Annotated in this window: 21 protein-coding genes; 14 read left to right on the top strand and 7 right to left on the bottom strand. The window is 72.9% G+C overall.

Features of this window, described 5'->3' with window-relative positions:
• Positions 1–320 precede the first annotated feature (320 nt).
• Together A3CE_RS0145235 and A3CE_RS0145230 are read right to left on the bottom strand one after the other, a co-directional pair.
• On the bottom strand, positions 321–1,175 hold the full coding sequence (locus tag A3CE_RS0145235) for an LLM class F420-dependent oxidoreductase (protein WP_020646738.1): 855 nt from the start codon (positions 1,173–1,175) through the stop codon (positions 321–323).
• 46 nt (positions 1,176–1,221) lie between these two features.
• Entirely contained in the window at positions 1,222–1,800 is a 579-nt protein-coding gene (locus A3CE_RS0145230; RefSeq protein ID WP_020646737.1) for a helix-turn-helix domain-containing protein, read from the bottom strand.
• 88 nt (positions 1,801–1,888) lie between these two features.
• Between A3CE_RS0145230 and A3CE_RS0145225 the strand changes: the two genes are divergently transcribed.
• From A3CE_RS0145225 to nrfD, 5 genes are all read left to right on the top strand, one after another.
• On the top strand, positions 1,889–2,368 hold the full coding sequence (locus tag A3CE_RS0145225) for a DinB family protein (protein ID WP_020646736.1): 480 nt from the start codon (positions 1,889–1,891) through the stop codon (positions 2,366–2,368).
• A 193-nt stretch (positions 2,369–2,561) separates the two neighbouring features.
• Positions 2,562–4,070, top strand: a complete 1,509-nt coding sequence (locus A3CE_RS0145220) for an MFS transporter (RefSeq protein ID WP_020646735.1) — start codon at positions 2,562–2,564, stop codon at positions 4,068–4,070.
• Between the two features lie 159 nt (positions 4,071–4,229).
• Positions 4,230–7,511, top strand: a complete 3,282-nt coding sequence (gene fdh / locus A3CE_RS0145210) for a formate dehydrogenase (RefSeq protein ID WP_084641992.1) — start codon at positions 4,230–4,232, stop codon at positions 7,509–7,511.
• Positions 7,508–8,539 carry a 4Fe-4S dicluster domain-containing protein gene (locus tag A3CE_RS0145205; RefSeq protein WP_020646732.1) on the top strand — a complete coding sequence of 344 codons (1,032 nt, stop codon included), beginning with the start codon at positions 7,508–7,510 and terminating at the stop codon, positions 8,537–8,539. Before fdh ends, A3CE_RS0145205 begins: the two co-directional genes overlap by 4 nt.
• Positions 8,536–9,519, top strand: a complete 984-nt coding sequence (gene nrfD, locus A3CE_RS0145200; RefSeq protein ID WP_020646731.1) for an NrfD/PsrC family molybdoenzyme membrane anchor subunit — start codon at positions 8,536–8,538, stop codon at positions 9,517–9,519. Before A3CE_RS0145205 ends, nrfD begins: the two co-directional genes overlap by 4 nt.
• A gap of 28 nt (positions 9,520–9,547) precedes the next feature.
• On the opposite strand, the gene A3CE_RS0145195 is transcribed toward nrfD, so the two are convergent.
• Together A3CE_RS0145195 and A3CE_RS0145190 are read right to left on the bottom strand one after the other, a co-directional pair.
• Positions 9,548–9,844 (bottom strand): DnaJ domain-containing protein, encoded by a 297-nt coding sequence (locus tag A3CE_RS0145195; protein WP_020646730.1) that lies wholly within the window; start codon positions 9,842–9,844, stop codon positions 9,548–9,550.
• A gap of 22 nt (positions 9,845–9,866) precedes the next feature.
• Positions 9,867–10,277, bottom strand: a complete 411-nt coding sequence (locus A3CE_RS0145190) for an STAS domain-containing protein (protein WP_020646729.1) — start codon at positions 10,275–10,277, stop codon at positions 9,867–9,869.
• A 430-nt stretch (positions 10,278–10,707) separates the two neighbouring features.
• On the opposite strand from A3CE_RS0145190, the gene A3CE_RS0145185 reads away from it, so the two are divergent.
• The 4 genes from A3CE_RS0145185 (at position 10,708) to A3CE_RS0145170 (ending at position 15,809) form a co-directional block, all read left to right on the top strand.
• Positions 10,708–12,087, top strand: a complete 1,380-nt coding sequence (locus A3CE_RS0145185) for a serine/threonine-protein kinase (RefSeq protein WP_245589713.1) — start codon at positions 10,708–10,710, stop codon at positions 12,085–12,087.
• A 209-nt stretch (positions 12,088–12,296) separates the two neighbouring features.
• Entirely contained in the window at positions 12,297–13,646 is a 1,350-nt protein-coding gene (locus A3CE_RS0145180; RefSeq protein ID WP_169524074.1) for a serine/threonine-protein kinase, read from the top strand.
• A gap of 151 nt (positions 13,647–13,797) precedes the next feature.
• Positions 13,798–14,829, top strand: coding sequence for a LacI family DNA-binding transcriptional regulator (locus tag A3CE_RS0145175; RefSeq protein ID WP_020646726.1), 1,032 nt, complete (start codon positions 13,798–13,800; stop codon positions 14,827–14,829).
• A 113-nt stretch (positions 14,830–14,942) separates the two neighbouring features.
• The gene (locus A3CE_RS0145170; protein ID WP_020646725.1) at positions 14,943–15,809 is read left to right on the top strand and encodes a serine/threonine-protein kinase; all 867 of its coding nucleotides are present in this window, start codon (positions 14,943–14,945) and stop codon (positions 15,807–15,809) included.
• A 76-nt stretch (positions 15,810–15,885) separates the two neighbouring features.
• Here A3CE_RS0145170 and A3CE_RS0145165 read toward each other — a convergent pair whose 3' ends face one another.
• The 3 genes from A3CE_RS0145165 to A3CE_RS0145155 all read right to left on the bottom strand — a co-directional run bounded on the left by A3CE_RS0145165 (position 15,886) and on the right by A3CE_RS0145155 (position 19,358).
• Positions 15,886–16,296: a hypothetical protein gene (locus A3CE_RS0145165; protein WP_125591971.1), complete on the bottom strand. Its 411-nt coding sequence runs from the start codon at positions 16,294–16,296 to the stop codon at positions 15,886–15,888.
• A 174-nt stretch (positions 16,297–16,470) separates the two neighbouring features.
• Positions 16,471–17,589, bottom strand: coding sequence for a substrate-binding domain-containing protein (locus tag A3CE_RS0145160; RefSeq protein ID WP_020646723.1), 1,119 nt, complete (start codon positions 17,587–17,589; stop codon positions 16,471–16,473).
• Entirely contained in the window at positions 17,589–19,358 is a 1,770-nt protein-coding gene (locus tag A3CE_RS0145155) for a heparinase II/III family protein (RefSeq protein ID WP_245589712.1), read from the bottom strand. The genes A3CE_RS0145160 and A3CE_RS0145155 overlap by 1 nt, the downstream gene beginning before the upstream one ends.
• Positions 19,359–19,491: 133 nt before the next feature.
• Here A3CE_RS0145155 and A3CE_RS0145150 point away from each other — a divergent pair, with 133 nt between their 5' ends.
• The 5 genes from A3CE_RS0145150 to A3CE_RS0145130 all read left to right on the top strand — a co-directional run bounded on the left by A3CE_RS0145150 (position 19,492) and on the right by A3CE_RS0145130 (position 25,571).
• Positions 19,492–20,799, top strand: coding sequence for an ABC transporter substrate-binding protein (locus A3CE_RS0145150; protein WP_020646721.1), 1,308 nt, complete (start codon positions 19,492–19,494; stop codon positions 20,797–20,799).
• Positions 20,799–21,734, top strand: coding sequence for a carbohydrate ABC transporter permease (locus tag A3CE_RS0145145; RefSeq protein WP_020646720.1), 936 nt, complete (start codon positions 20,799–20,801; stop codon positions 21,732–21,734). Before A3CE_RS0145150 ends, A3CE_RS0145145 begins: the two co-directional genes overlap by 1 nt.
• Positions 21,735–21,838: 104 nt before the next feature.
• Positions 21,839–22,648, top strand: coding sequence for a carbohydrate ABC transporter permease (locus A3CE_RS0145140; protein WP_020646719.1), 810 nt, complete (start codon positions 21,839–21,841; stop codon positions 22,646–22,648).
• Positions 22,645–23,658, top strand: coding sequence for a hydroxyacid dehydrogenase (locus A3CE_RS0145135; protein WP_026469483.1), 1,014 nt, complete (start codon positions 22,645–22,647; stop codon positions 23,656–23,658). The genes A3CE_RS0145140 and A3CE_RS0145135 overlap by 4 nt, the downstream gene beginning before the upstream one ends.
• Entirely contained in the window at positions 23,655–25,571 is a 1,917-nt protein-coding gene (locus tag A3CE_RS0145130) for a DUF2264 domain-containing protein (protein ID WP_020646717.1), read from the top strand. The genes A3CE_RS0145135 and A3CE_RS0145130 overlap by 4 nt, the downstream gene beginning before the upstream one ends.
• Positions 25,572–25,579 lie beyond the last annotated feature (8 nt).

The raw sequence follows: 25,579 nt of genomic DNA, 5'->3' as shown, positions 1-25,579 counted from the left end.
AGGGCGTACCCGGGGCGGTGGGCGGCAAACACGTCAGGACGCGCGAAAAAGTCCCGCTTCCGCCCAGCGGAGGTCCGAGGGGGGTCGACCTGCGAGCGGAAGCGGGAGTTCGAGGCCGGTACGGGGGTCGCCTCGCGGCGAAAGGCACAACACGGCTCCTGCATTACCGCCTTCTTTGAAAAGGCAGAGCCGTGAAGGCAAGGGGTGAGGCCCGGGGACACCGCCGTACCGACACTCTCTACAACGTCGCGCCCGCGCCGATGTTCCGGCCGACGGACGTGACGTGCGTCGCTCGCGCGCCCTCTGCCACTGAACCGCCCTCAGGCCAACGTGAACCGCTCGGCGAACGCCGCCATCTCCTCGTGCGCCCGGCCGGGCTCGGCCGTGGTGGGCGTGACGACGATCCGGGTCACTCCCTGCGCTGCCAGTACCTCGACGTCCTTTGTGGACATACCGAGCGAGCCCCACCGGGTGTACTGGACGGCATCGGGGTCGCGGCCCGCTTCGGCCGCCGTGGTCCGGACGAGCTCGAGCTGGCGGCGCCGCTCGTCCGGCGGCAGCATGCCGCCCGGGAACCAGCCGTTGCCGCGTCGCCCGGCACGCCGGGCCGCGGCCGCGCTCGAACCGCCGACGTGGACGGGCAGTTCCCGGACGCCCACCGGCTTCGGGAACACGCAAGCGTCGTCGAAGGCGTAGAACTCGCCGTCGAAGCTGACGCCCTCCTCCCCGCCCGCCCACAGCAGCCGCAGGACGTCGATCGCCTCGTCCGCCCGGCGGCCGCGGGTCGCGAAGTCGACGCCGGCCGCCTTCGCTTCGCCGGGCAGCGCGCCGACGCCGACCGTGAGCAGCCGCATGCGGCCGCCGGACAGCACGTCGACGGTCGCCAGCCGCTTGGCCAGCACCACGGGGTGGTGGTACGGCAGCAGCAGGACACCGGTGCCGAGCAGGATGCGCCGCGTGACGGCGGCGGCGAAGCTCAGGCACTCCAGCGGATCCGCGTAGGGCAGCGACGGCGGCAGCTCCATCGGCCCGATCCTGACGCCCGGATACAGCGCGACGTGTTCCGGCAGGTACAACGACTCGAACCCGCACTCCTCCGCGTGCCGCGCGAACGCCGCGAGCCGCTCCGGGTCGGCGCCGAACGACGGGGTGCTGTAAGTGATCCCGAACTTCACACCGCCGAAGCTAGACCTTGACGCCGACGTCAAGGCAACACCGGGGTCAGCGGGCCGAGGTCCGCAGATGCGCCCGCTCGCCGTACCGCCCGAAGAGGATGAGCAGCTCGACCGCCTTCCCGTCGGCGCTGCCGAGCCAGTGCGGGACGGTCGTGTCGAACTCCGCCGCCTCGCCCGGCGGCAGCACCAGGTCGTGCTCACCGAGGACCAGCCGCAGCCGCCCGTGGAGCACGTAGAGCCACTCGTGGCCTTCGTGGGTCTTGTGGTCCGGGTCGAGGCGCTCGCCACTGCCCGGGATGATCATCTTGTACGCCTGCATGCCACCCGGACGGCGGGACAGCGGCACGAACGTCATGCCGTGGCGGTGGATCGGCGTCAGGTGGATGCGGGGGTCGCCGGTGCGGGGCGCGCCGACGAGGTCGTCCAGCGGGACGTCGTACGCGCGGGCCAGCGGCAGGAGCAGCTCCAGGCTGGCCCGCCGCAGCCCGCTTTCCAGCCGCGACAGCGTGCTCTCCGACACCCCGGTCGTGGCGGCGAGCTCGGCCAGCGTCATCCCGCGGTGCCGCCGCAGCGCCCGCAGCCGGGGGCCGACGGCGTGCAGCACGTCCTCGAAGTCGTCGCTCACCCCGCCATCTTGCCGGAACGGCAAGAAAGCATGCCGGAACCGCGAGTGCCGGGCGAAGGTGGCGGGCACCGACCCCAGGAGGACTCGCATGCCCGTCACCCACCGACGCCGTGACACCCCGCCCCCGCGCACCGGCGCGGACGAGAAGGCCGTGTTGCGCGGGTTCCTCGACTACCTGCGGGAGGCGGTGGCCGCCAAGGCCGAGGGCGTCCCGGAACCGCGGGTACGCACCCCCGGCGTGCCGTCCGGGACGTCGCTGCTGGGCCTGGTCCGGCACCTGACCGCGGTGGAGCGGTTCACCTTCCTCGGCGAGGCCCCGGCCGGCTGGCCCGGCACGTTCCGGCCCCGGCCGGACGAGACCGCCGCCTCGATCCTCGCCGGCTACCGGACCGCGTGCGCCGAGGCGGACGCGGTCATCGACGCCTGCACCGACCTCACGCAACCGGTGCGGCGCGGCCGCGCGCCGTCGATGCGCTGGGCCCTGGTCCACCTGATCGAAGAGACCGGCAGGCACGCCGGACACGCCGACATCCTCCGTGAGCTGGTCGACGGCACCACCGGCCGCTGACCTGCGGCGCATTTCGCCTCCTGGGCGGGATTCGCCGGCGAATCCACTGTGGAACGACGGTGGGAAGCGGAATCCCGGCGCGCGGACAAGAGCGGGGAAAGACTCCGCCAAGACCGTCCGCGGCCCCGAGCGTGTTTCGCCAGGCGACGGAGGGGGAAGTCACGCGAGGCGGTTGGCTCTCAAGGAGGTTGTCATGGCGGCAACACCCGTACCGGCGTCGTCCGGGGTGCGGACGCTGATCCCGGCACGCATCGACCGGTTGCCCTGGTCCCGGTTCCACACGCGGATGGTGGTCGCGCTCGGCGTGGCCTGGATCCTGGACGGCTTGGAAATCACGGTGGCCAGCGCGGTCGCCGACACGCTCACCAAACCCGAGACGCTGAACATGTCGTCGGCGGCGGTCGGGTTGCTCGCGACGATCTACCTCGCCGGCGAAGTGGTCGGCGCGCTGTTCTTCGGCAGCCTGTCCGACAAACTGGGGCGCCGGAACCTGTTCATGCTCACCCTGGCCGTCTACCTCGTCGGCAGCGGGCTGACCGCGCTGACCCTCGGCAACGGCGCCGGCTGGGTGATCTTCCTGTACGCGACCCGGTTCGTCGCCGGCATGGGCATCGGCGGCGAGTACGCCGCGATCAACTCCGCGATCGACGAGCTGATCCCGGCCCGCTTCCGGGGCCGCGTCGACATCGCGGTCAACGGCACCTACTGGGCCGGGGCCGTGCTGGGCACGATCGGCACGTACATCCTGCTCAACCGGATGGACCTGTCGCTGGGCTGGCGGCTGGGCTTCCTGATCGGCCCGGTGCTCGGGCTGGTGATCCTGCTGGTGCGGCGGCACCTGCCGGAGAGCCCGCGGTGGCAGATCATGCACGGCAAGGCCGACGCCGCCGAAGAGTCGATCGCCCAGATCGAGCACGAGGTGGCGGAGTCGGGCCGCGAGCTGCCGCCGGTCGACGAGAAGAAGGCGATCGAGGTGACGCCGGCCGAGCGGATCGGGTACGTCGCCTTGGCCAGGGTGCTGTTCCGCGACTACCCGTCACGGGCGATCCTGGGCGCCTCGCTGATGATCAGCCAGTCGTTCCTGTACAACGCGATCTTCTTCACCTACACGCTGGTGCTGGGCAAGTTCTACGGGGTTTCGTCGGCGGCCACGCCGATCTACCTGATCGCGTTCGCGGTGGGCAACCTGGTCGGCCCGTTCACGATCGGCCACCTCTTCGACACCATCGGGCGGCGGAAGATGATCTCGGGCACGTACGTCGTGTCCGGGCTCCTGCTCGCCGTGACCGCGGGGCTGTTCTACGCCGGGTGGCTCAACGCGGTCACGCAGACCATCGCGTGGTGCGTGATCTTCTTCTTCGCCTCCGCGGGCGCCAGTGCGGGCTACCTGACGGTGAGCGAGATCTTCCCGCTGGAGGTGCGGGCGAAGGCGATCGCGGTGTTCTTCGCGATCGCGCAGTGCTTCGGCGCGCTGGGACCGGTGATCTACGGCGCGCTCATCGGCACCGGCGACCACCCGGTCCGCCTGTTCGTCGGCTACCTGATCGGCGCGGCCGTCATGATCGCCGGCGGCCTGGTCGCGCGGTTCCTCGCCGTGGACGCGGAAGGCAAGTCCCTGGAGGACATCGCCCAGCCCCTGGCCGTGGCCGGCCGCCGTGGCCGCACCCGCGCGGAAGGCGCGTCCTCACCGTTCTCCACCTGACCCCTGGACCTGACCCCTGGACGAAGTGTCATGAACGACTCTTTCCTGTCGCCGGATGACAGGAAAGAGTCGTTCATGACGTCCGGCGGTTTAGGCTCGAGGAGACCCGGGTAGCCGCCCGTTCGGAAGCGGCCGCCGGGTCGCGGTCGGGAGGTGGGCGTGGGACCACGGAAGTGGCTCGAGTCCTGGCCCGTGTACCGCCAGCTGACCGGAACCGACCCGCTCGGGCGGGGCAAGGCGGCGGAGTCCCCGCGGTCGGCGGCCCTCACCCCGCGCACGGCGAGCGCCGACCGGGTGGCCCGGTCGGTTTGCCCGTATTGCGCCGTCGGGTGCGGCCAGCAGGTCTTCGTCAAGGACGAGCGGGTCGTGCAGATCGAAGGCGACCCGCACAGCCCGATCTCCCGCGGGCGCCTGTGCCCCAAGGGTTCGGCGAGCCTGCAGCTGGTCACCGGGCCGCAGCGCGAGCAGAAGGTCCGCTACCGCGCCCCCTACGCGACCGAGTGGACCGACCTGGACCTCGGCACGGCGATGGCCATGGTCGCCGACCGTGTGCTGGACGCCCGGCGCAAGGGCTGGCAGGAGACCGACTCTCGCGGCGCGCCGCTGCGGCGCACCATGGGCATCGCGAGCCTCGGCGGTGCCACCCTCGACAACGAAGAGAACTACCTGATCAAGAAGCTCTTCACCGCGCTCGGCGCGATCCAGATCGAGAACCAGGCCCGGATTTGACACTCCGCCACGGTTCCCGGTCTGGGGACCTCCTTCGGTCGCGGCGGTGCGACGGACTACCAGCAGGACCTGCAGAACTCCGACTGCGTGGTCATCATGGGCTCGAACATGGCCGAGGCGCACCCGGTGGGGTTCCAGTGGGTGATGGAGGCGAAGGCCCGCGGGGCCGAGGTCTTCCACATCGACCCGCGCTTCACCCGGACGAGCGCGCTCGCCGACGCCCACGTCCCGCTGCGCGCCGGCACGGACATCGCGTTCCTCGGCGGGGTGATCCACCACATCCTGAGCAACGACCTGGACTTCCGGGAGTACGTCGTCGCCTACACCAACGCCTCGTTCCTGGTACGCGAGGACTTCCGGGACACCGAGGACCTCGACGGCCTCTTCAGCGGCTACGACGAGGCCAAGGCCGCGTACGACCCGTCGACCTGGCACTACGAGAGCGTCCGGCCGCCGGACGGGACGGGCCACGGCAAGGAGACGTCGCCGGCCGACCAGCACGGCTCCGGCGGCCCGGTGCTCGAAGGCGGCAGCGAAGAGATCGCCGCCGACCCGACGCTGCAGCACCCGCGGTGCGTGTTCCAGATCCTCAAGCGCCACTTCGCCCGCTACACGCCGGAGATGGTCGAGGCCACCTGCGGGACGCCGAAGGAGCTCTTCCAGCGGGTCTGTGACGCGTGGACGCGCAACTCGGGCCGCGAACGCACCGCCGCGCTGGTCTACAGCGTGGGCTGGACCCAGCACAGTGTCGGTGCGCAGTACATCCGCGCGGGCTCGATCATCCAGCTGCTGCTGGGCAACATCGGCCGGCCCGGCGGCGGGGTGTTCGCCCTGCGCGGGCACGCCAGCATCCAGGGCTCGACCGACATCCCGACGCTGTTCAACCTGCTGCCCGGCTACCTGCCGATGCCGACCCCGGAGCACACGACACTCGACGAGTACATCGACAGCATCCGCGGCGACAAGCAGAAGGGCTTCTGGCGCAACGCCGACGCCTACACCGTGTCGCTGCTGAAGGAGTACTGGGGCGAGAAAGCCACGCCTGACAACGACTTCTGCTTCGATTACCTGCCGCGGATCAACGGCGACCACGGCACCTACCGCACCGTGATGGACATGGTCGACGGCAAGGTGTCCGGCTACTTCCTGCTCGGGCAGAACCCGGCCGTCGGCTCCGCGCACGGCCGCCTGCAGCGGCTCGGCATGGCCAACCTCGACTGGCTGGTCGTCCGGGACCTGACGATGATCGAGAGCGCCACCTTCTGGAAGGACGCGCCCGAGATCGAGACCGGCGAAATCGCGCCGGAGCGGTGCCGCACCGAGGTGTTCTTCTTCCCCGCCGCCTCGCACGTGGAGAAGGAAGGGACGTTCACCCAGACCCAGCGCATGCTGCAGTGGCGCGAAAAGGCCGTCGAGCCGTCCGGCGACCAGCGGTCGGAGCTGTGGTTCTTCCACCACCTCGGGCGGCTGGTCCGGGAGCGGCTGGCCGGCTCCGCCGACGAGCGCGACCGCCCGGTGCTCGACCTCGCCTGGGACCACGAGGTGCACGGCGACGAGCCGTCGGCCGAGGACGTCCTGCGGCGGATCAACGGCCTCGACCTCACCACCGGCAAGGAGCTGTCCGGCTACCTCGATCTCAAGGCGGACGGCAGTACGTCGTGCGGCTGCTGGATCTACAGCGGCGTCTACGCCGGCGGCGTCAACCAGGCCGCCCGCCGGAAGTCCCGGTTCGAGCAGGACTTCACCGCCCTCGAGTGGGGCTGGGTCTGGCCGCTGAACCGGCGGGTGCTCTACAACCGCGCGTCCGCCGACCCCCGGGGACGGCCGTGGAGCGAGCGCAAAGCCCTCGTGTGGTGGGACGCCGGCCGTCGCGAATGGACCGGGCACGACGTCCCCGACTTCGAGAAGACCAAGCCGCCGGACCACGTGCCGCCGCCGGGTGCCGTGGGGCCGGCCGCGCTGCGCGGCGACGACCCGTTCGTCATGCAGTCGGACGGCAAGGCGTGGCTGTTCGCCCCGTCGGGGCTGGCCGACGGCCCGCTGCCGACACACTACGAGCCGCACGAATCGCCGTTCCGCAACCCGTTCTACACCCAGCAGGGCAACCCGGCGCGGAAGGTCTACGGCCGCCGGGACAACCCGTCCCACCCGTCGCCGCCCGAGGAAGGCGGCGAGGTGTTCCCGTTCGTGTTCACCGCCGCACGGCTGACCGAGCACCACACCGCCGGCGGGATGAGCCGGACGCTGCCGTACCTGTCGGAGCTGCAGCCGGACCTGTTCGTCGAGGTCTCCCCCGAGCTGGCGGAACTGCGCGGGCTGGCGCACCTGGGCTGGGCGCACGTGATCACCGCGCGGGCGGCCGTCGAGGCGCGGGTCATGGTGACCGACCGGATGGCGCCGCTGCGGGTGCAGGACCGGGTCGTGCACCAGGTGTGGCTGCCCTACCACTGGGGTTCGGCCGGGCTGGTCTCGCGGGACGTCGTCAACGACCTGCTCGGCGTGGTCGTGGACCCGAACGTGTTCATCCAGGAGAGCAAGGTCGCCACCTGCGACGTCCGGCCCGGACGGCGGCCGCGCGGTGCCGCGCTGACCGCGTTGCTGGCGCAGTACCGCGCCCGGGCGGGCATCACCCCGGAGACGGGAACCCGGGTGGCGACGGTCCACCAGGTCCCGCACGTCGAACCCGGCCACACGACGGAGGACCCATCATGAGCGCCGAGAACCGGCTGTCCGGGCCGCTGCCGGACGTCGCCGCCGAGGCCGGGCACACCGGGCACCCGCCGCGTGCCGGGTTCTTCACCGACACGTCGGTGTGCATCGGCTGCAAGGCCTGCGAAGTCGCCTGCAAGGAGTGGAACCACGTGCCCGAGGACGGGCTCGACCTGCTCGGGATGTCGTTCGACAACACCGGCGCGCTGGGCGCGAACTCGTGGCGGCACGTCGCGTTCATCGAGCAGCGGCGCCCGCTCGGCGAGCAGTCGGCCGGGCTCGAGGGGCTGCCGACCGGGCCGTCCGCGATCGATGTCACCACCGCGTTCGTCGCCGACGAGCTGCGAGACGCCCCACGCGGCGGCGGCGAGCTGGGCACTTCTCCGCTGCCGCGGGCGCCGGAAGACCTCGGGATGCCGTCGTTCGACCTGCCGGGCGCGAAGACCGGCGCCGAGGGGCGCACCGACTTCCGCTGGCTGATGGCGTCGGACGTCTGCAAGCACTGCACGCACGCGGGCTGCCTCGACGTCTGCCCGACCGGCGCGCTGTTCCGCACCGAGTTCGGCACGGTCGTGGTGCAGCAGGACATCTGCAACGGCTGCGGCTACTGCGTTTCCGGCTGCCCGTACGGGGTCATCGACCGCCGTCCGGGCGACGGGCGGGCGCAGAAGTGCACGCTCTGTTACGACCGGCTGCACGACGGCCTGGAACCGGCGTGTGCCAAGGCCTGCCCGACGGACTCGATCCAGTTCGGCGAGCTCGACGAGCTGCGCGAGCGGGCGGCCCGCCGCGTCGAGGAACTGCACGAGCGCGGGGTCACCGAGGCCCGGCTCTACGGCCACGACCCCGAAGACGGCGTCGGCGGCAACGGCGCGTTCTTCCTGCTGCTCGACGAACCCGAGGTCTACGGGCTGCCGCCGGACCCGGTGGTACCGACCCGGGAGCTGCCCGCCATGTGGAAGTACGCCGGGATGGCCGCCTCGGCGCTGCTCGCGGCCGCGGTCGCGGCGTTCGGGGGACGGCGCCGATGAGCGACGCCCAGGCCGCCGGCCGGCCCTTCGGCCGCCGCAAGCGCCGCTCCCGGGAAGAGCTGATGGTGCCCCCGGCCGAGTTCCGGTCGTACTACGGCCGTCCGGTGCTCAAGCCGCCGGTGTGGGAGTGGAAGGTGCCGGCGTACCTGTTCACCGGCGGGCTGTCGGCGGGCACCGCGCTGCTGGCCGCCGGCGCGGACCTGACGGGGCGGCCGGCCCTGCGCCGGGCCGGGCGGACCGGTTCCCTCGCGGCGCTGCTGGCGAGTGCGTACCTGCTCGTCGCCGACCTCGGGCGGCCGGAGCGGTTCCACCACATGCTGCGCGTGGCGAAACCGACGTCGCCGATGAGCGTGGGCACCTGGATCCTCACCGCCTATGGGCCCGGGGTGGGCCTCGCCGCGGCCGCCGAGGTGCTGCCGTCCGGGCTGCGCCGCACCTTGCCCGGCAGGCTGCTGCGCGCGGCGGCCCGGCCCGCGGGGCTCTCCTCCGCGGTCGTCGCCCCGGCGGTCGCGTCCTATACGGCCGTGCTGCTGTCGCAGACCGCGGTCCCGGCCTGGCACGAAGCGCACGCGCAGCTGCCATTCGTCTTCGTCGGCTCGGCGGCCGCGAGTTCCGGCGGCTTCGCGATGGCCCTGGTGCCGGTGGCGGAAGCGGGTCCCGCCCGCGCGCTTGCCGCCTTCGGCGCGGCGACCGAGCTGGTGGCGTCGAAGGTGCTGGAAAAGCGGCTCGGGCTCGTAGCGGAGGCTTACACCACCGGCAAAGCGCACCGCTTGCGGAAGTGGTCCGAACGGCTGACCGCCGCCGGTTTGGCCGGCACGCTGCTCGGGCACCGCGGCCGCGCGGTCTCCGTGGCCGCGGGAACGGCGCTGGTCGCCGGGAGCGTGCTGCAGCGGTTCGGGGTGTTCGAGGCGGGCGTCGCGTCCACAAAGGACCCCAAGTACGTCGTGGCGCCGCAGCGGGAGCGGCTGGAGAACCGGTGACGGGTCTGGGACGCCGGAGGTCCTGGCGCTAGGAGTGGTGGCGCACCGGTCCCGCACGCAGGTCCGGCGCGTCCGCGGTCCGGCCGGGGTGACGGCGGACCGCCACTGGGACCCCGCGCGTGCGGCGACGGTCGAACTCGGCGCGCCGGCGGGGGTCACGCAGCAGTTCGTAGGCCGCCACCACCGCGGCGAGGCGGTCGCCGTCGCCGCCCGGGGCGTCGGGGTGCGCCTCCCGGACCCGGCGGCGGAAGGCGGCGGCGAGCTCGCGGTCCGTCGCGGTCGCGGCGACGCCCAGCACGACGTACGGGTCACGGCGCTCGGGCACGGCGGCTCACCTCCTCCGGGGGTCAGGGGCGGCGGAGCCGGGGCAGCACGGCCAGCCAGTCCAGGGCGGCGGGAACACTGTGGTGGATCGGCAGCGCCTGCTCCAGCCGCAGGACCCGGACCGGGCGCAGCACGGCCCGCCGATCCGTGGCGATGGCGAACGACACCCCGCTGACGTGGGCTTCCGAAGCGGCGACCAGCAGCTCAGTGATCCCGCCGGCGCCGCAGAAGACGACCTCCATGAGGTCCAGCACGAGCGCCCGCGGCGCGAGGTCGATCTCGTCCCCCACCCGGCTCCTCAGCCGGCCGAGCACCGGCAGGTCGATCTCCCCGCGGACGGTGACGACCGTGGCTTCCGCCGTGGCGGTCACCCGCAGGGTCATCACGGTGGGAACGTCGACGCGGGAGCTCGGCGCGGCGATCTGGTCGAGCACAAGGACCTCCTCGGAGCGAGGGGGTGGCGCCGGGGATCCGGGCAGCGGGCCCGCCCCCGCGCCACCTGCGGGGCGGGCGCAGGGGAACGAGCGGGCGGCTACCGGTTGAACCGCGGTGTCCCACACGGTACGCCCTCACCTGCACCGGCGGCTGCTCCCACGCCGCCTGCCGATCACCCGGCCGCCGGCCGGCCTACGACCCGTCAACCACACCACCGCGCCTCCCCGCCGGAATCCGGACACGGCGAATCCGTCGATCCCGGACACCGGTACCCCCAATGTTCGGAATACAAAACGACCGTCGAACGCATCGATTCCGATAACGGTTGCCGCCGAAGCCCCACCCGAAGCCGATCATCTGCTAAAAAGCAGAGCGTTTTGGCAATCGTCGACCGGCGCAGGGGTATGGGTGGCTTTCGAGGAACAGCTCGTGAACGGGCGATACCGGCTCCTGGGACACCTCGGCCGGGGCGCGACGAGCCTCGTGTGGCGGGCCAGGGACGAGCGGCTGGACCGCGTGGTGGCGGTCAAGCAGTTCCTGCGGGAGCCGTCGACCGACCCCGGCACGGCCGCCGAAACCTGCGACCGGGCGCTGCGTGAAGCGCGGCTGGCTTCCCGGCTCCGGCACCCGAACGCCATCGCGGTTTACGACGTGTTCGAAGACGCCGGCTCGATGTACCTGGTCATGGAGTACGTGCCCGCCCGGTCGCTGACCGACCTGCTCGTCGAACGGGGACCGCTGCCGCGGTGCGACGTGCTCCGGCTCGGGCGGCAGGTCGGCGCGGCACTGGCCGCCGCGCACGGGGACTGGATCCTGCACCGGGACGTGACGCCGAACAACGTGCTCGTCACCGGCGACGGCACCGCCCGGATCACCGACTTCGGGGTGTCGCGCGCGCTCGGCGAGCACCCCGCCGCCGAGGAAGACGTCGTCGTCGGCACCCTCCCCTACGTGGCTCCGGAGGTCGCCCGCGGCGGCGAGGCCGGCCTGCCGTCGGACGTGTATTCGCTCGGCGCCACGCTCTACACCGCCCTGGAGGGCACTCCGCCGTTCGGCACCAGCGACGACCCGATCACCCTGCTCCGGCGGATCACCGAAAACCAGCTCGCCCCGCCCGCCCACGGCGGCCCGCTCACCGGGGTGCTGATGCGGATGCTCGAACGCGACCCCGCCGCGCGCCCGTCGATGCAGGAGACGGTGGAGCTGCTGGCCTCGGTGGGCCGCCCGGCCGACGCGGACGTCCCCCGCCGATCCCGGCTCCGCCGCGTCGCGGTGTCCGCCCTCGCCGTGAGCTTGACCTGCGCCGGCGTGGTGACCGGCGTCACCCTCACCGACGGGCCCGAGACCACCGCGGCGCCCATCCAGTACCCGGCGACGACCGTCACCGCGGACCACACCGTCAGCAGCACCACGACGGCGGCTCTGGCAACGCGGCTCCGGGCCGCCGAGACGCCACCGACGCCGTCGTCGTCGCCGCACCCCACCACCACCGCACCGGCCCAGGGCGGGTGCACCGCGCGCTACGAGGTGACGAGCGCCTGGCCGGACGGGGCGCAGGCGCAGGTGACCGTCCACAACGACCGGCCGGCGCGCCTGAGCGGCTGGACGGTGACGTGGGTGCTGGCCGCCGGCACCGGCATCCGGGACCTCTGGAACGGCACCCTGACCCAGGACGGCTCGTCGGTGACCGTCACGGACGCGGGCTGGAACGCGCTGCTCGAACCGGGCGCGTCGGCTTCCTTCGGGCTGAACGAAATCCGCACCGGCGGCCGCGGCGCCGTCCCGGTCGTGAGCTGCCGGACGAACTGAGCGGCGAACGATACCGTTATCGTTCCGACACAACCGGGTCGGCCTTTTTTCCGTAGCGGCTCAACACCATTCCGGGATCCGGAGCGAAATCGTCGAACGCTATTCCGTATCCCCCACCCAGGTGAGTGATTCCCGCCGGTTGGCCGAACTCGGCGCCGGAACCGGCCGTGTTCCCCGATGAGGTCACACCGGCTGAGGGGAGCTTGTTCGTGTACGAAGGGGCAGTGATCGCCGACCGCTATCGCGTACTCGGCCGGGCGGGTCACGGCGCGATGGGAGCCGTCTGGCGGGCGAAGGACGAACGGCTCGGCCGCGTGGTCGCGATCAAGCAGCTCTTCCCGGAGTCCCCCGCCGGCCCGGCGGCCGCGGAGCGCACCCGCGAGCGGACGATCCGGGAGGCCCGCGTCGCCGCCCGCCTGCGGCACCCGCACGCGGTCGTCGTGTACGACGTCGTCGAGCACGAGTCCATGTCGTACATCGCGATGGAGTACCTGCCGTCCCGCACGCTCACCGAGCTCCTCGAGGAAGAGGGCCCGCTGGTGCCGGAATACGCGGCGGAGCTGGGCGGCCAGCTCGCCTCGGCGCTGGCCGCGGCGCACGCGGAAGGCGTGGTGCACCGCGACATCAGTCCCAACAACGTCCTCGTCACCACCGACGGCGCGGCGAAGATCACCGACTTCGGGGTCGCCCACGCGCGCGGCGAAGGCAGCGCCACCGGACGCGGGCTGGTCGTCGGCACGCCGGCCTACCTGGCCCCGGAGGTCGCGGACGGCGCCGAACCCGGCTTCCCCTCCGACGTCTACTCACTCGGCGCGACGCTCTACACCGCACTCGAAGGGCGGCCGCCGTTCGGCACCGACGACAACCAGCTGGCCCTGCTCAAACGCGTCGGCAGCGGCGACATCATCCCGCCGCGCACCGGCGGCCCGGCCACCGACGTCGTCCTCCGGCTCCTCCACTCCGATCCGGCCGCCCGGCCCACGATGGCCGAGGCCGCCCGGCTGTTCACCCGCTCCACCCTCCCGGGAGCGGCCCTGCCGAGCACACCGCAACCGCCCGAGCCCGGGCCGGCCCGCCCCCGCCGCTCCCGTCGCTCCCGGGTGGTTTTCGCCGGCACCGCGCTGGTCCTGACCACGGCCGCGATCGTGGTGGCGATGTCGATCCCGCCGCGCCGGGAACCCGCGAGCGCCCCGGCCCAGCTCGCTTCGGCGCCGTCTTCCACGGCGGTCACGTCCGTCGTGGCCGGTCCGCCGGCCTGCGCCGCGCGCTACCAGGTCGTGAAGTCCTGGGACGGCGGCTTCCAGGGCCTGGTGACCGTCCGCAACAGCGGGCGCGCCGGTCTCGCCGGCTGGACGGTCAGCTGGGCGAACCCGGCCGGGACGAGCATCGACGACCTGTGGAACGGCACGCTGGTGCGGACCGGGAGCACCTCGGCGATCACGAGCGCCGAGTGGAACGCGGTGCTGCGCCCCGGCGAAACGACCACCTTCGGCTTCGTCGCCCTGGCCCGCGGCGGCCGCCGCGGGATACCCGTGACCGACTGCCGCCCGGCGGGATGAATCGCGATGGGGACGTTCTTCCGCAATCCGACGATGGTGGCTTGACCAGCGCCGTTGCCGGGCATTATGGTCAGCCTTCCCTTGATCGTGTTAACGCTAACTCCCGGCCGGACAACGGACCGGACAATGGGCTCCGAGAAAGTGCTCCACAATGACGAACTCCCGCGACGCGGCGGACGAGCCGTCCGGCGCCGGCCGTGGCGCGGTGACGATCACCGACGTGGCGAACGCCGCCGGTGTCTCGGCGAGCACGGTGTCCTACGTGATCACCGGGAAGCGGACGATCTCCGCGGCGACGAGGCGGCGGGTCGAGGAGACCATCCGGACCCTCGGCTACCGGCGCCGCGCCGGCTTCCCCACGACCCGCGCCGGTGTCCTCGCGGTCGCGGTGCCGCTGCACGGCGACCGGCACCCGGGGGTGGAGATGGAGTTCTTCGCCGCGGCCGCGGGCGCGGCCCGCGAGCTCGGGTTCGACCTGCTCCTGGTCACCGACGACGAAGGCACGTCGGGCCTGCACCGGGTGACGTCGGCCGCGCTGGCCGACGCGGTGATCGTGCTGGACGCCGGTGACGACGACCCGCGCGTGCCCGTGCTGCTCGCCTCGGGCCGCCCCGCGGTGCTGGTCGGCGCACCCGGGCGGCACCACGGCCTGGCCTCGGTGACGCTCGACTGCACACCGGCCGGCCAGGCCTGCGCCACCCACCTCGCCGACCTCGGCCACCGCTCGATCGCCCACCTGGAGCCGTCGGGTCGCCGGCCGGGGTACCTGGCGGACTTCGCCGAAGGCTTCCGGATCACCGCCGTCCGGCGCGGCGTGCGCGTGGTCTCCCGGCCGTGCGCGCCGGCGGCCGAAGACGTCGGCGGCTGCCTGGACGACGTCCTCACCGCCGGCGAGGCGACCGGCCTGGTCGTCCACGACGAAGCGGCACTTCCCCTGGTCCTGGCGGCGCTGCGGGACCGCGGGCTGCGGGTCCCCGCCGACGTCTCCGTCGTGGCCGTGTGCTCGGACACCGTGGCCCGCCACCAGCGGATCCCGCCGGCCGCGGTGGTGATCCCGGCCCGTGAACTGGGCGCGCTGGCCGTCGAACTGGCCGTGCGCCGGCTCGACGGTTCGACGGCCGGGCCGGAATCGGTCACCCCGGCCTTCGTCCCCGGCGAAACCACCGCCGCCGCCGTTCGCTGAAAGCGCTTCCCGCACCGGCGGGCCGGCCGGAACAATAGGCCGATCCACCGAACCCATTGCGCCTCTCGGCCGTATTCCCCAGTGAGGCCGACGACGTGGACGGGGGAATACGGGTGGCAGCGAAAAAAGCAGACCTGGCCGGGCGGTACCGCCTGCTCGACCCCCTCGGCGACGGCGACGGGGGCACGGTGTGGCGGGCCCGCGACGAGCTGCTCGAGCGGTTCGTCACCGTCAAGCGGCTGCCGCCCGGCTGCCCGTTCGACGCGGCCCACTCGGACCGCGTCCGGGCCAAGGCGATCCGCGAAGCGCGCGTGGCCATCCGGCTGCGGCACCCGCATGCGGTCGTCGTGCACGACGTCTTCGAGCAGGACATCACCCCGTACGTCGTGACGGAGTACCTGGCGACCCGGACGCTGGCCGCCCTCCTCGAGCAGCACGGGAGCTTCCCGTCAGACCGCGTCGCGGCGCTCGGCGCCCAGCTGGCTTCGGCGCTGGCGGCCGCGCACGCCGACGGCATCCTGCACCGCGGGATCGGGCCGGGCCGGGTGCTCGTCACCGGGGACGGGACCGCGAAGATCGACGGCTTCGGGCTGGGCGACGGCCCGTTCCCCGCCCCGGAGGTAACCGCGGGCGCTCCCCCGGCGTGTCCCGCGGACGTCTTTTCCCTCGGCGCCACCCTCTACTTCGCCCTCGAAGGGCGGCCGCCGGGCACCAGCGTGCCGCCGTCGGCCGGCGGGCCGGTCCTCGACGCCGTGCTCGCACTGCTGCGGCACGAGCCGGCGGCCCGGCCGACGATGGCCGAAGCGGAACGGACGCTCACCGGCCTCGCCGTGGCCCGTCCGCTCGCCGAGCTCCCGGCCCGCGCCACCAGGGCCCGCACGCGTGTCCTGGTGACCGGCACCGTGCTCGTCGTCGCTCTCGGCACGGCGGTGACGACCCACGCCGCCCTCCGCCGCCTCGCGCTCCGATTCACTTCCTGAGATTTCCGTAGTTCGTGAAGGCCACCTTGAGGAACTCTATGTTCCTCAAGGTGGCCTTCACGAACTTTGCGGGCGCCTACTTCGCCGGCGTGTAATAGCTGCCGTAAGGCGAGCCGTACGGTAGATAAAACGTTGAAATCGGCGGCTCCACCGTTTCGGTGACCGTCCGGGTGCCGGCGAACGTGATCGGCACCGATACCGCCGGCGGACGGCCCGGCTGGGTCGCCGGTACCGGCTCCGGATCGTCGCTCACCGCGAACGAAACCAGCGCGAACGCGCTCAGCGCGGTCACCACCCCCGCGCCCACCACCAGCCACCGCGTGACGCTGTCCGGCTGTGCGCGGCCCTTTTCCCGTGCCACGACCGCCCGGACGCGCTGGTCGACGCGGTCCGCCGTGGCGGGCGCGGAATTCTCCGCGCGCACCCGCTGAATCAATTCCTGAACCGAAATCTGCTGCCTGGCCGTTGCCCCCGTCGGGCGCGTCAACCGAACCACCTCCGATTCCCCACATGCGAAGAGCCGCATGTCCCGTTCGCGGAGAGTAGGAGGTGGTCCACATCTTGTAAATCCCGAGATCGCGATCCGGTCGTTACCGCTTCGACACAACCGGATCCGCCGTTTGGCCGTACCCCCTGAAAAGGGTGCTCGAATTCGACGATTTCACTCCGCCGCGAGTTCCGGCGTGAATTCCGGCGCCCCGCCGCACGACTCGCGAACCACGAGCGTCGGCCAGAGCTGCAGCCGGTGCACGGGCCGCTCGGTCGTGTCGGCGAGCCGGGCCAGCGCGAGTTCCGCGGCCACCGCGCCGAGCCGGTGCTTCGGCGGGCACACCGCGGTCAGCGGCGGGTCCGACGCCGCGGCGACCTCGTCGTCGTAGGAGACCACCGCCAGCTCGCCGGGCACCGCGATGCCGCCGTCGCGGGCCCGTTCGATCAGGCCGATGGCCTCGCGGTCGGCGTGCACGAGCAGGGCGCCGACGCCGGCCCGGCGGCAGCGGTCCAGCAACGTGTCGTACTCGCCCGCCCAGCCCCGGGAGCCGTAGGCCGGGACGTCGAGATCCAGCGCCGCGCCGGCGTCCAGGCCCAGTGACGCGGTCGTCTCGCGCCAGCCGGTGCGCACGGCCGGGCTGTGCGGGCTGGAGCGCGAGGTGACGAGCCCGACCCCGCGGTGGCCCAGGGAAACCAGGTGGCGGACGGCCAAACCGGCGCCGAGCGCGTGGGCCGTCGTGGCGGCGTCCAGGGCCAGCGTCGGCAGCTCCGGCGGGGGCAGGCGTTCGACGAGCACCACCGGGACGTTCAGCGTGCCCAGCCAGCGCAGCAGATCCAGGGCACCGCGGCCCCTGGTGGCCGGCGCGGCCAGCAACGTCTGCACCCCGCGTTCGAGGAGCTTCGTGATCTGACGGCGGTCCTCCGCCGCGTCGTAGCTGGAGGCGCGCAGGACCAGCCGCCCGCCCGCCGTGGCCACAGTGGACTGGGCGCCCTGGATCACCGTCGGCCAGTAGTACTCCACGGACGGCGCGACCATGCCGACCAGCGCGCCGGGCACGGCCGGGCCGAACACCGAGGCGGCCCGCCCCGGCTCCGGGTGGCCACCGCGGGGCCGGGTCAGCGTGACCCCGCCGTGCACGCGCGTCAGCAGCCCGCGGTCGGCCAGCTCGGTGACGTCCCGGCGCACGGTCACCGCGGTGACGCCGAGCCGCTCGACGAGTTCGGCGAGCCGGATCGCGCCGTGCTCGCGCACCAGCGAAAGGATCAGCTGGTGCCGTTCCGACGCGAGCATCACCGGACCTGCTCCAGCCGGACCCGCGCCGGGCCGTCGCGCACCAGCAGCGTGAGCCGGCTGAGGTGATCGCCCCAGGAGGCCCGCAGCAGCGGGTCGTCCAGCGGCCGCCGCTCGAGTTCGGCGGTGGTGCACCGGGCGTCCCAGCTCAGCCGCAGAACCCGCGTGCCGGCGAGGGACACGAACGCTTCGCCGTCCCCCAGCTCGACGTCGCCCGCGAGGACGTGCCGAAGCCGGACCGGCCGGACGCTCTCGTCATCCGTCACCAGGATGTGTGCGTGGGGGCCCCGGACCAGGCGCACCGACCGGATCCAGCGCGGCACACCCGGGTAGGCGCCGGCGAGGTCCGCGGACAGCGTCGCCGAGGCCGCGGTGAGCTCGACCCGGACGTCCCGCGCCCCGAAGGTCTCCCCCGGTTCCTGCGTGACGCCCGGCTCGGGCACGTTGTGCCACTCACCACGCAACGGCCAGGCCCGGTACCGGTCCGGCCCGAAGCTGTCCGCCGTGTAGGTCGGCTGGCCGGCGTCCACCACGACCGGCACCCCGTCGACGGCCACCCAGTAGGACCCGACGTCGAGGTGGTTGTGCCGCTCGCCGTTGTGCCCGGCCTTGACCGCCACGGTCAGCCCGCGCGGCGTGCCCGCCGTCTCCCGGGCCACCAGCACCTGCACCCGCGGCAGCCACTCCTCGCGGGCCAGCCAGGTCCCGTCCGGTTCCGCCTTCCGCCAGTCCGGGTCGGCCAAGCCGGACAGAGCCCGGCCGAGACCGGCCGACGGCCACACGAGCCGCCCGCCCGCGCGCGCCCGGCTCACCGCGTGGGCCCGGACCTCGTCGTCGCCGAACCGCTCGCCCCACCGGTACAGGACGTGCCACGGCTGGGCCGGTGACAGGCGGGCCGGAGCGTCTCCGGCGTTGACGTACGCGTCGTCACCCAAGTGCATCCGGTGCGGGAAGCGGATCAGCGCGGGCAGCACGGGCAGGTCCCCCGCGTCGGCGAGCAAGTCGAGGCACTCCAGCAGCCGGCAGGCGCCGTGCCACCAATAGGCGACCCCCTCGTCGACGCCGCCGTCGTCGGGCAGGACCGCGACGTAGTGCTCGAGCCCTTCGATCACCAGCCGCACCAGCCGCCGGCGCCGCTCGTCGTCGGCCACGAGCAGGAGCGCGGCGGCGAGGACGGCGCTGTGGATCCACGGGTTCCAGTTGTGCGCGTCGCCGTCGAGGCCGAGCCAGTGCCAGTCGCGGACGCGCTCGAACGGCGTCAGGACGCGGATCTCGACCTCGCGTCGCAAACGTCTGCGCAGCCCTGGTGCGCGGAGGTCGAGGTGCGGGCCCAGCACGTGGTCGGCCCAGGCGAACAGCGACGCGACCTCGGCCGCGCCCAGGTCGAGGAACGGATCACCGGGATCGGCCAGCACTTCCTCGCGCGCGGCCGCATGCCGGTCGTGGGGTGCCCAGCACCAGGTGGTGGCCTCCGCGAGGGCGACCAGCCCGTCGATCGCGCCGTCCAGGAACGGCACCGGCCCCGGCGGCACCTCGCCGGTGAGTACCGCGGCCAGTACCAGCAGTGTCACGCGTTCGCGCAGCTCGCGGGCCGCGTCTTCGTAGTCGGTCCGGATGCCGTCGCGGAACGTCCTGGCCCATGCCGTCGCCGTCAGGACCGGTGCCGGACGCGCGAGCACGGCCTCGGCTTCGGCGAGGATCACGGCGCCGTCCACGGCGTCCCAGACCGTCCGGTCGCGCACGTCCGGGACCGGTGGCCGCGGAGCCACGGAACGATCGTCGAAGAGTCGCACCACCGCCACCCTTTCGGTTCTGATCGTTTGTGATCGTCTCTGACGCAAATTGTTGACTCGCACTATGGCACAGCCCGAAAGTGACAGCCATCACTTCGACGGAGGAGCAATGAAGCTTCAGGGGTTCACCCGCCGGACGTTCCTTTCCGCCTCGGCCGGGCTCGCGGCCGGGGGCCTGCTCGGCGCGTGCGGGTCGTCGACGACCACGGCGTCCGGCGCCACCCGCGTCAGCGTCTGGTCGTGGCTGACCGGCATGGACAAGTACGTCGCCGCCTTCAACGCCGCGCACCCGGACATCTCGGTGGAGCTCAACGTGATCGCGTCCGGTCTCAAGGGCGGCTACGCCCAGCAGACCAACGCGTTGCGCGCCCACAACGCGCCGGACATCCTGCACGCCGAGTACCAAGGCCTGCCGCAGCTGCTCACCACGGGCAGCCTGCGGGACCTGACCGACGACCTGGCCGACCTCGAGCGCGGCTACTCTCCCGCAGCTTGGCAGGGCGTCCGGCCCGGCGGGCGCACCTGGGCGGTGCCGATGGACCTGGCGCCGATGGTCCTCTACTACCGCAAGGACCTGTTCGACCGGCACGGGATCGCGGTTCCGCGCACGTGGGACGAGTTCCGCGCCGCGGCACAGGCCGTGAAGAAGGCGGACCCGGCCGCGCGCGTGACGACGTTCCCGCTCAACGACGGCTCGTTCTTCGCCGGGATGTGCTGGCAGGCAGGCGATCCGTGGTGGCGCGTCGACGGCGGGTCGTGGCGGGTGAACATCAGTGGCGAAGGCACGCTGCGCACGGCGGACTTCTGGCAGGGCATGATCCGCGACGGCCTCGTCGCCACCGCGCCCACCGGCGACCAGGACTGGATCGGGGCCATGCACACCGGCCGGTTGTGGGGCCTGCTCGGCGCTTCCTGGAGCGTCGGCACGCTGAACAAGTCCATCCCGCAGGACAAGGGCCGGTGGGCGGTCACCACCATGCCGGCCTGGGCCGGCGTGCCGGCCAACGGCGCGCAGGGCGGCAGCGCGTTCGCCGTCTCCGCCGAAAGCAAAGTGCCCGAGGCGGCCGTGAAGTTCCTGCGCTGGCTGAGCACCGACCCGGCCGTGGCGAAGATCGGCACCACGTTCACCACGCCCTTCCCCGGCTACCTGCCGAGCCGGGACGTCGCGAGGAAGGCGTACAAGGGCGGGTTCTTCCTCGGCGCCCCGGTGTACGACGTCCTCGACGAAGCCGCTCTGCGCGTCCCGGACTGGACGTGGGGCCCCAACGCCCTGCGGATCTTCTCCACCGTCGTCGACCGGATGAGCGGAGTGAAGACGGGCGGCACCACCCTGGCCACCGCCGTCCGGCAGACGCAGGCCGACGCCGTCACCGCGCTCCGCGAGCGGGGATTGACCGTGCTGGAAGGAAAAGCCTGATGACCGTCCTCACCCCCGAGCGCGCCGCGAGCGCCCCGGCGCGCGCCGGCCGCCCGGCCGGCCCGGTCCGCGAGCGGCGGAACCGCGGCCGCGCCGGTCTCGCCCTGGCGGCCCCGTTCGCGATCCTGCTGACGCTCACCGTGCTCGTGCCGATCGGGTACGCGCTCTACCTGAGCCTGTTCACCGATCGGTTGTCCGGCTTGGGGTTCTCGGGCCCGCACCAGGCCTTCGTCGCCCTCGGCAACTACCTCGACGTCCTCACCGACAGCGCGTTCCACGCCAGTCTCGGCAACGTGGCCTTGTTCGTGCTGGTGCACATCCCGATCATGCTCGGCCTGGCGCTCGGCCTCGCGCTGCTGATCGACTCCGCCGTGGTGCGCCTCAAGCGGCTGTGGTCCCTGGCGGTCTTCCTGCCCTACGCCGTGCCGACCGTGATCACCGGGCTCGTCTGGGCCTACCTGTACAGCCCGAACTCACGCCTGACCGCGCTCCTGCCGTTCGACCCGCTGGGCAAGACCGGCATCCTGCCCTCGATCGTGAACATCGCGACCTGGCAGTGGGTCGGCTACAACATGATCATCTTCTACACCGCGCTGCAGGCGGTCCCCCGCGACGTCCTCGAGGCCGCGCGGGCCGACGGGGCAGGCGGCATCCGGACGGCGTGGTCGGTCAAGGTCCCGATGATCCGGCCGACGATGTTCGTCGCCCTGGTGTTCACCGTCATCGGTTCCCTGCAGCTGTTCACCGAACCCCTGGTGCTGCGCGGGTTCACCGGTTCGGTGACGAGCACCTGGTCCCCGAGTCTCTATGTGTACGAAGCCGCGTTCATCGCCAACGACTACGGCCGCGCCGCCGCCGCGTCCGTGCTGCTGGCCGTCGTTTCCGCCCTGCTCTCGGCGCTGGTCATGCGCCTGTCCAACCGGAGGTCCCGGTGACTGCCCTGTCCCCTGCTGCGACATCCGAGGCTTCGCCTCGGGCCGGGGGCTCCGCCACCCGGAACCCCCGGAAAGCAGCGTCGCGGTGGACGTCACGCACGGTCGTGCACGTCCTGCTGGTGCTGGCCGCGCTGTACGCGGTGCTGCCGCTGGTCTGGCTGATCACCTCGGCCACCAAGTCCGTCGGCGACTTCTCCACGACCGGCGCGTTCGAGTTCGGGCAGTTCAACCTCGGCGCGAACCTCAGCGCCCTGTTCACCCAGGAGAACGGCGTCTTCCTCGCCTGGATCCGCAACTCGCTGCTGTACGCCGGCCTCGGCGCGGTGCTCGGCTCGTTCATCTGCGCGGCGTGCGGGTACGCGATCGCGAAGCTCGACTTCCCGGGACGGCGCGCGCTGTTCGCGGTGACGCTGGCCGGGGTCCTGGTGCCGACCACGGCACTGGCGTTGCCGCTGTACCTGCTGGCCTCGCAGCTCCACGTGGTCGGGACGTTCTGGGCGGTGTTCGTTCCCTTGCTGACCAACCCCTTCGGCGTCTACCTCGCCCGCGTCTACGCGGAGGCCGCGGTGCCCGGCGAAGTCCTGGAAGCCGCCAGGACCGACGGCGCGGGCGAACTGCGGACGTTCTTCACCATCGCGCTGCCGATGATGCGGCCCGGCCTGGTGACGATCTTCCTGTTCCAGTTCGTCGGGATCTGGAACAACTTCTTCCTGCCGCTGGTGATGCTCACCGACCCGAAGCTGTTCCCGATGAGCCTCGGCCTGTACCAGTGGAGCACGCGCGTGACCCAGTTCCCGCAGTACAACCCGCTCGTCATCACCGGCTCGCTGCTGGCCGTGCTGCCGCTGGTGGTCGCGTTCGTCCTGCTGCACCGGCAATGGCGGTCCGGGCTGGCGGCGGGCAGCGTCAAGTGACCCGGCGGCCGGAGACCCTGCTGGTGATGGGGCACGACACGATGCGGCTGCAGTTCGGCGAAGCGGAACTGCAGCGGCTGCGCGCCACGGCCCGGCTCGGCGAACCACTGTGCACGGACGAACTCGCTTCGGCGCGGGTCCGGGCGCGGCTGGCGGAGGTGGAGGTGCTGATCACCTCGTGGGGCTGTCCCCCGCTGGACGACGCGGTGCTGCGGGCCGCGCCGAACCTGCGGGCGGTGCTGCACGCGGCGGGCAGCGTCCGCGACCACGTCGGCGCGGCGGTCTTCGACCGGGGCGTGCGGGTCACCACCGCCGCCGACGCCAACGCCGAGCCGGTCGCCCAGTACACCCTGGGCGCGATCCTCTGGGCGTTCAAGAAGGTGCCCTTCCTGGCCGCCGACGCCCGGAAGTTCCGGGAGGACTGGCGCTACCGGGACCAGCGGGGCGAGCTGTCCGGCCGGGACCGGACGGTCGTGCTGGTCGGCTTCTCCCGCGTCGGCCGCCGGGTCGCCGCGCTGCTGCGGCAGCTGGACATCGCCCGTGTCCTCGTCGTGGACCCGGTCGTCGACGCCGGCGAGATCCTCGCGGCCGGCGCCGAGCCGGCCGGCCTGGCCGAAGCGCTGCCCCAGGCCGATGTACTGAGCCTGCACGCGCCGTCGCTGCCGGAAACCCGGCACATGATCAGTGCCGCGGAGCTGGCCGCCCTGCCGCCCGGAGCTGTGCTGATCAACACCGCGCGGGGGGCGCTCGTCGACACCGCGGCCCTCGAACGCGCCTGCGAAGCCGACGGCCTCCACGCTGTCCTCGACGTCACCGAGCCGGAGCCGCTACCCGCGGGCTCCCCGCTCTACGACCTGCCGAACGTGGTGCTGACGCCGCACATCGCGGGGTCGCTGGGTTCGGAGACCCGCCGCATGAGCGCGGAGGCGATCGGCGAGCTCGAGCGCTACGCCGCCGGCCTGCCGCCCCGGGCCCCGGTGACCCGGCATTCCCTGGCCGTGCAGGCATGACCGCCGTCGAGGACCGGCGGCTCTCGCCGTACACCGGCTGGACGCGCGGGCACTGGACCGCGCTGGCGGACCGGCTGCTCGCGGCGGCCGGCCGGTACCGCTCGCCGGGCGGCGCCCGGATCGACCTGCCCGGCCCGGCCAGCCGCAACGGCCGCGGCTCCGACGGGCTGGAAGGGTTCGCCCGGACCTTCCTGCTCGCCGGCTTCCGCGTCGCCGGGGAGGGCGGCGCGGACCCCGGCGGCCTGCTCGAGCACTACGCGCGCGGGCTGGCCGCCGGGACCGACCCGGCCTCGCCCGAGGCGTGGGCCCGGCCCGACGAGCTCGGCCAGTCCAAAGTGGAGGCCGCGTCGATCGCGCTGGTGCTCCAGCTGACCCGGCCGTGGCTGTGGGACCGCCTGGACGACGCCGTCCGCGACCGGGTCGTCGCCTGGCTCGCGACGGTGATCGGGCAGCCCTACCCGCCGATCAACTGGGTGTGGTTCCGGATCGTCGTGGAGTCGTTCCTGCGCGAGGCAGGCGGCCCGTGGTCGGCGTCGGACGTCGAGGAGGACCTCGCCGTGCACGCGTCGCTGCGGCGTCCGGGCGGCTGGCTCAGCGACGGCGCAGAACGCGCCTACGACCACTACACGGGCTGGGCCCTGCACCTGTACCCGTTGCTGTGGACGCACTTGTTCGACGTCACCGGCACGCTGTGCCCCGGCTCCCTCCGCCAGCAATGGGCTTCGGATCTCCGGGATTATCTCGACGACGCGGTGCGGCTGGTGGGCACCGACGGCTCGCCGCTGTTGCAGGGCCGCAGCCTGGTGTACCGCTTCGCCGCCGCCGCGCCGTTCTGGGTCGGCGCGTTCACCGGGACGTCAAGCCTGTCCCCCGGCCTGACGCGCCGGGTGGCCGGCGGGATGGTGCGGCACTTCGCCGACCGGGGCGCGCCCGACGGCCTGCTGACCCTCGGCTGGCAGCACGCCTGGCCCGCCATGCGCCAGGCGTACTCCGGGCCCGGGTCGCCGTATTGGGCGGCCAAAGGGATGCTGGGACTCGCACTGCCCGCGCACCATCCCGTGTGGACGGACGTCGAGGAGCCGCTCCCGATCGAGACCGGCGACGTCGCCCGGGTCGTCGTCGCGCCCGGCTGGCTGGTGTCGGGACGGCGCCGCGACGGCATCGCCCTGGTGGTCAACCACGGCACGGACCACGCCCACCCCGGCGACCAGCGGGCCGATTCCCCGCTCTACGCCCGGCTCGGGTACTCGACGGCCACGGTCCCGCCGCTCGGTTCCGTCCCCGACAACACGGTGGTCGTGCTGGACGCGGACGGCCGGGCGAGCCACCGCGCGGGCTTCGAAACGTGCTACACGACGGAATTGCCGGGCGGCGTGCTGGCCGCGGCGTCAACGGGCCGGGTCCGCTGGGTCGACACCGACGGCGACGACTCCCCGGACCACGGCTCCGGCCGCAGCGGACCGGTGGTGCCGGGGCCGGTGCTGACGGTGGTTTCCGTGGTGCGGGACGGGATCGAGGTGAGACTCGCCCGGCTCGGCACCGCCGACGTCCCGGTCCGGTCGCTGCGGCTCAGCGGCTGGCCGGTGTCGGACGCGACCCGGCCGGTGACCGAGCCGGGGGCAGCCGCCGCGCGGACACCGGCCCTGCGGTCGGAGGTGCGTTCCTTGCGCGGCTTCACCACGGCGGACGTGGCCGTCGAAGCCGGCATCTCGCCCTTGGGCGAGTGGACCGCGATCCCGTTCGTCGCCACGGACGGACCCCCGGCACCGGGAGCCGTGTTCGCCGCCGTGGTGGTCCTGGACCGTGGTGGCCCGGATGAGGCCGATCCGTCCCTGGCGATCACCGCGGACGGCCGCCACGTCACGTTGACGTGGCCCGACGGTGTCTCCGCCGAAGTCCCCTTGCCCGCATGACCGAGGGA

The organism is Amycolatopsis balhimycina FH 1894, from assembly GCF_000384295.1.
GTDB lineage: Bacteria > Actinomycetota > Actinomycetes > Mycobacteriales > Pseudonocardiaceae > Amycolatopsis > Amycolatopsis balhimycina.
Note: the sequence above shows the minus strand (reverse complement) of the source record. Positions and strands in the feature narration are given on the sequence as shown.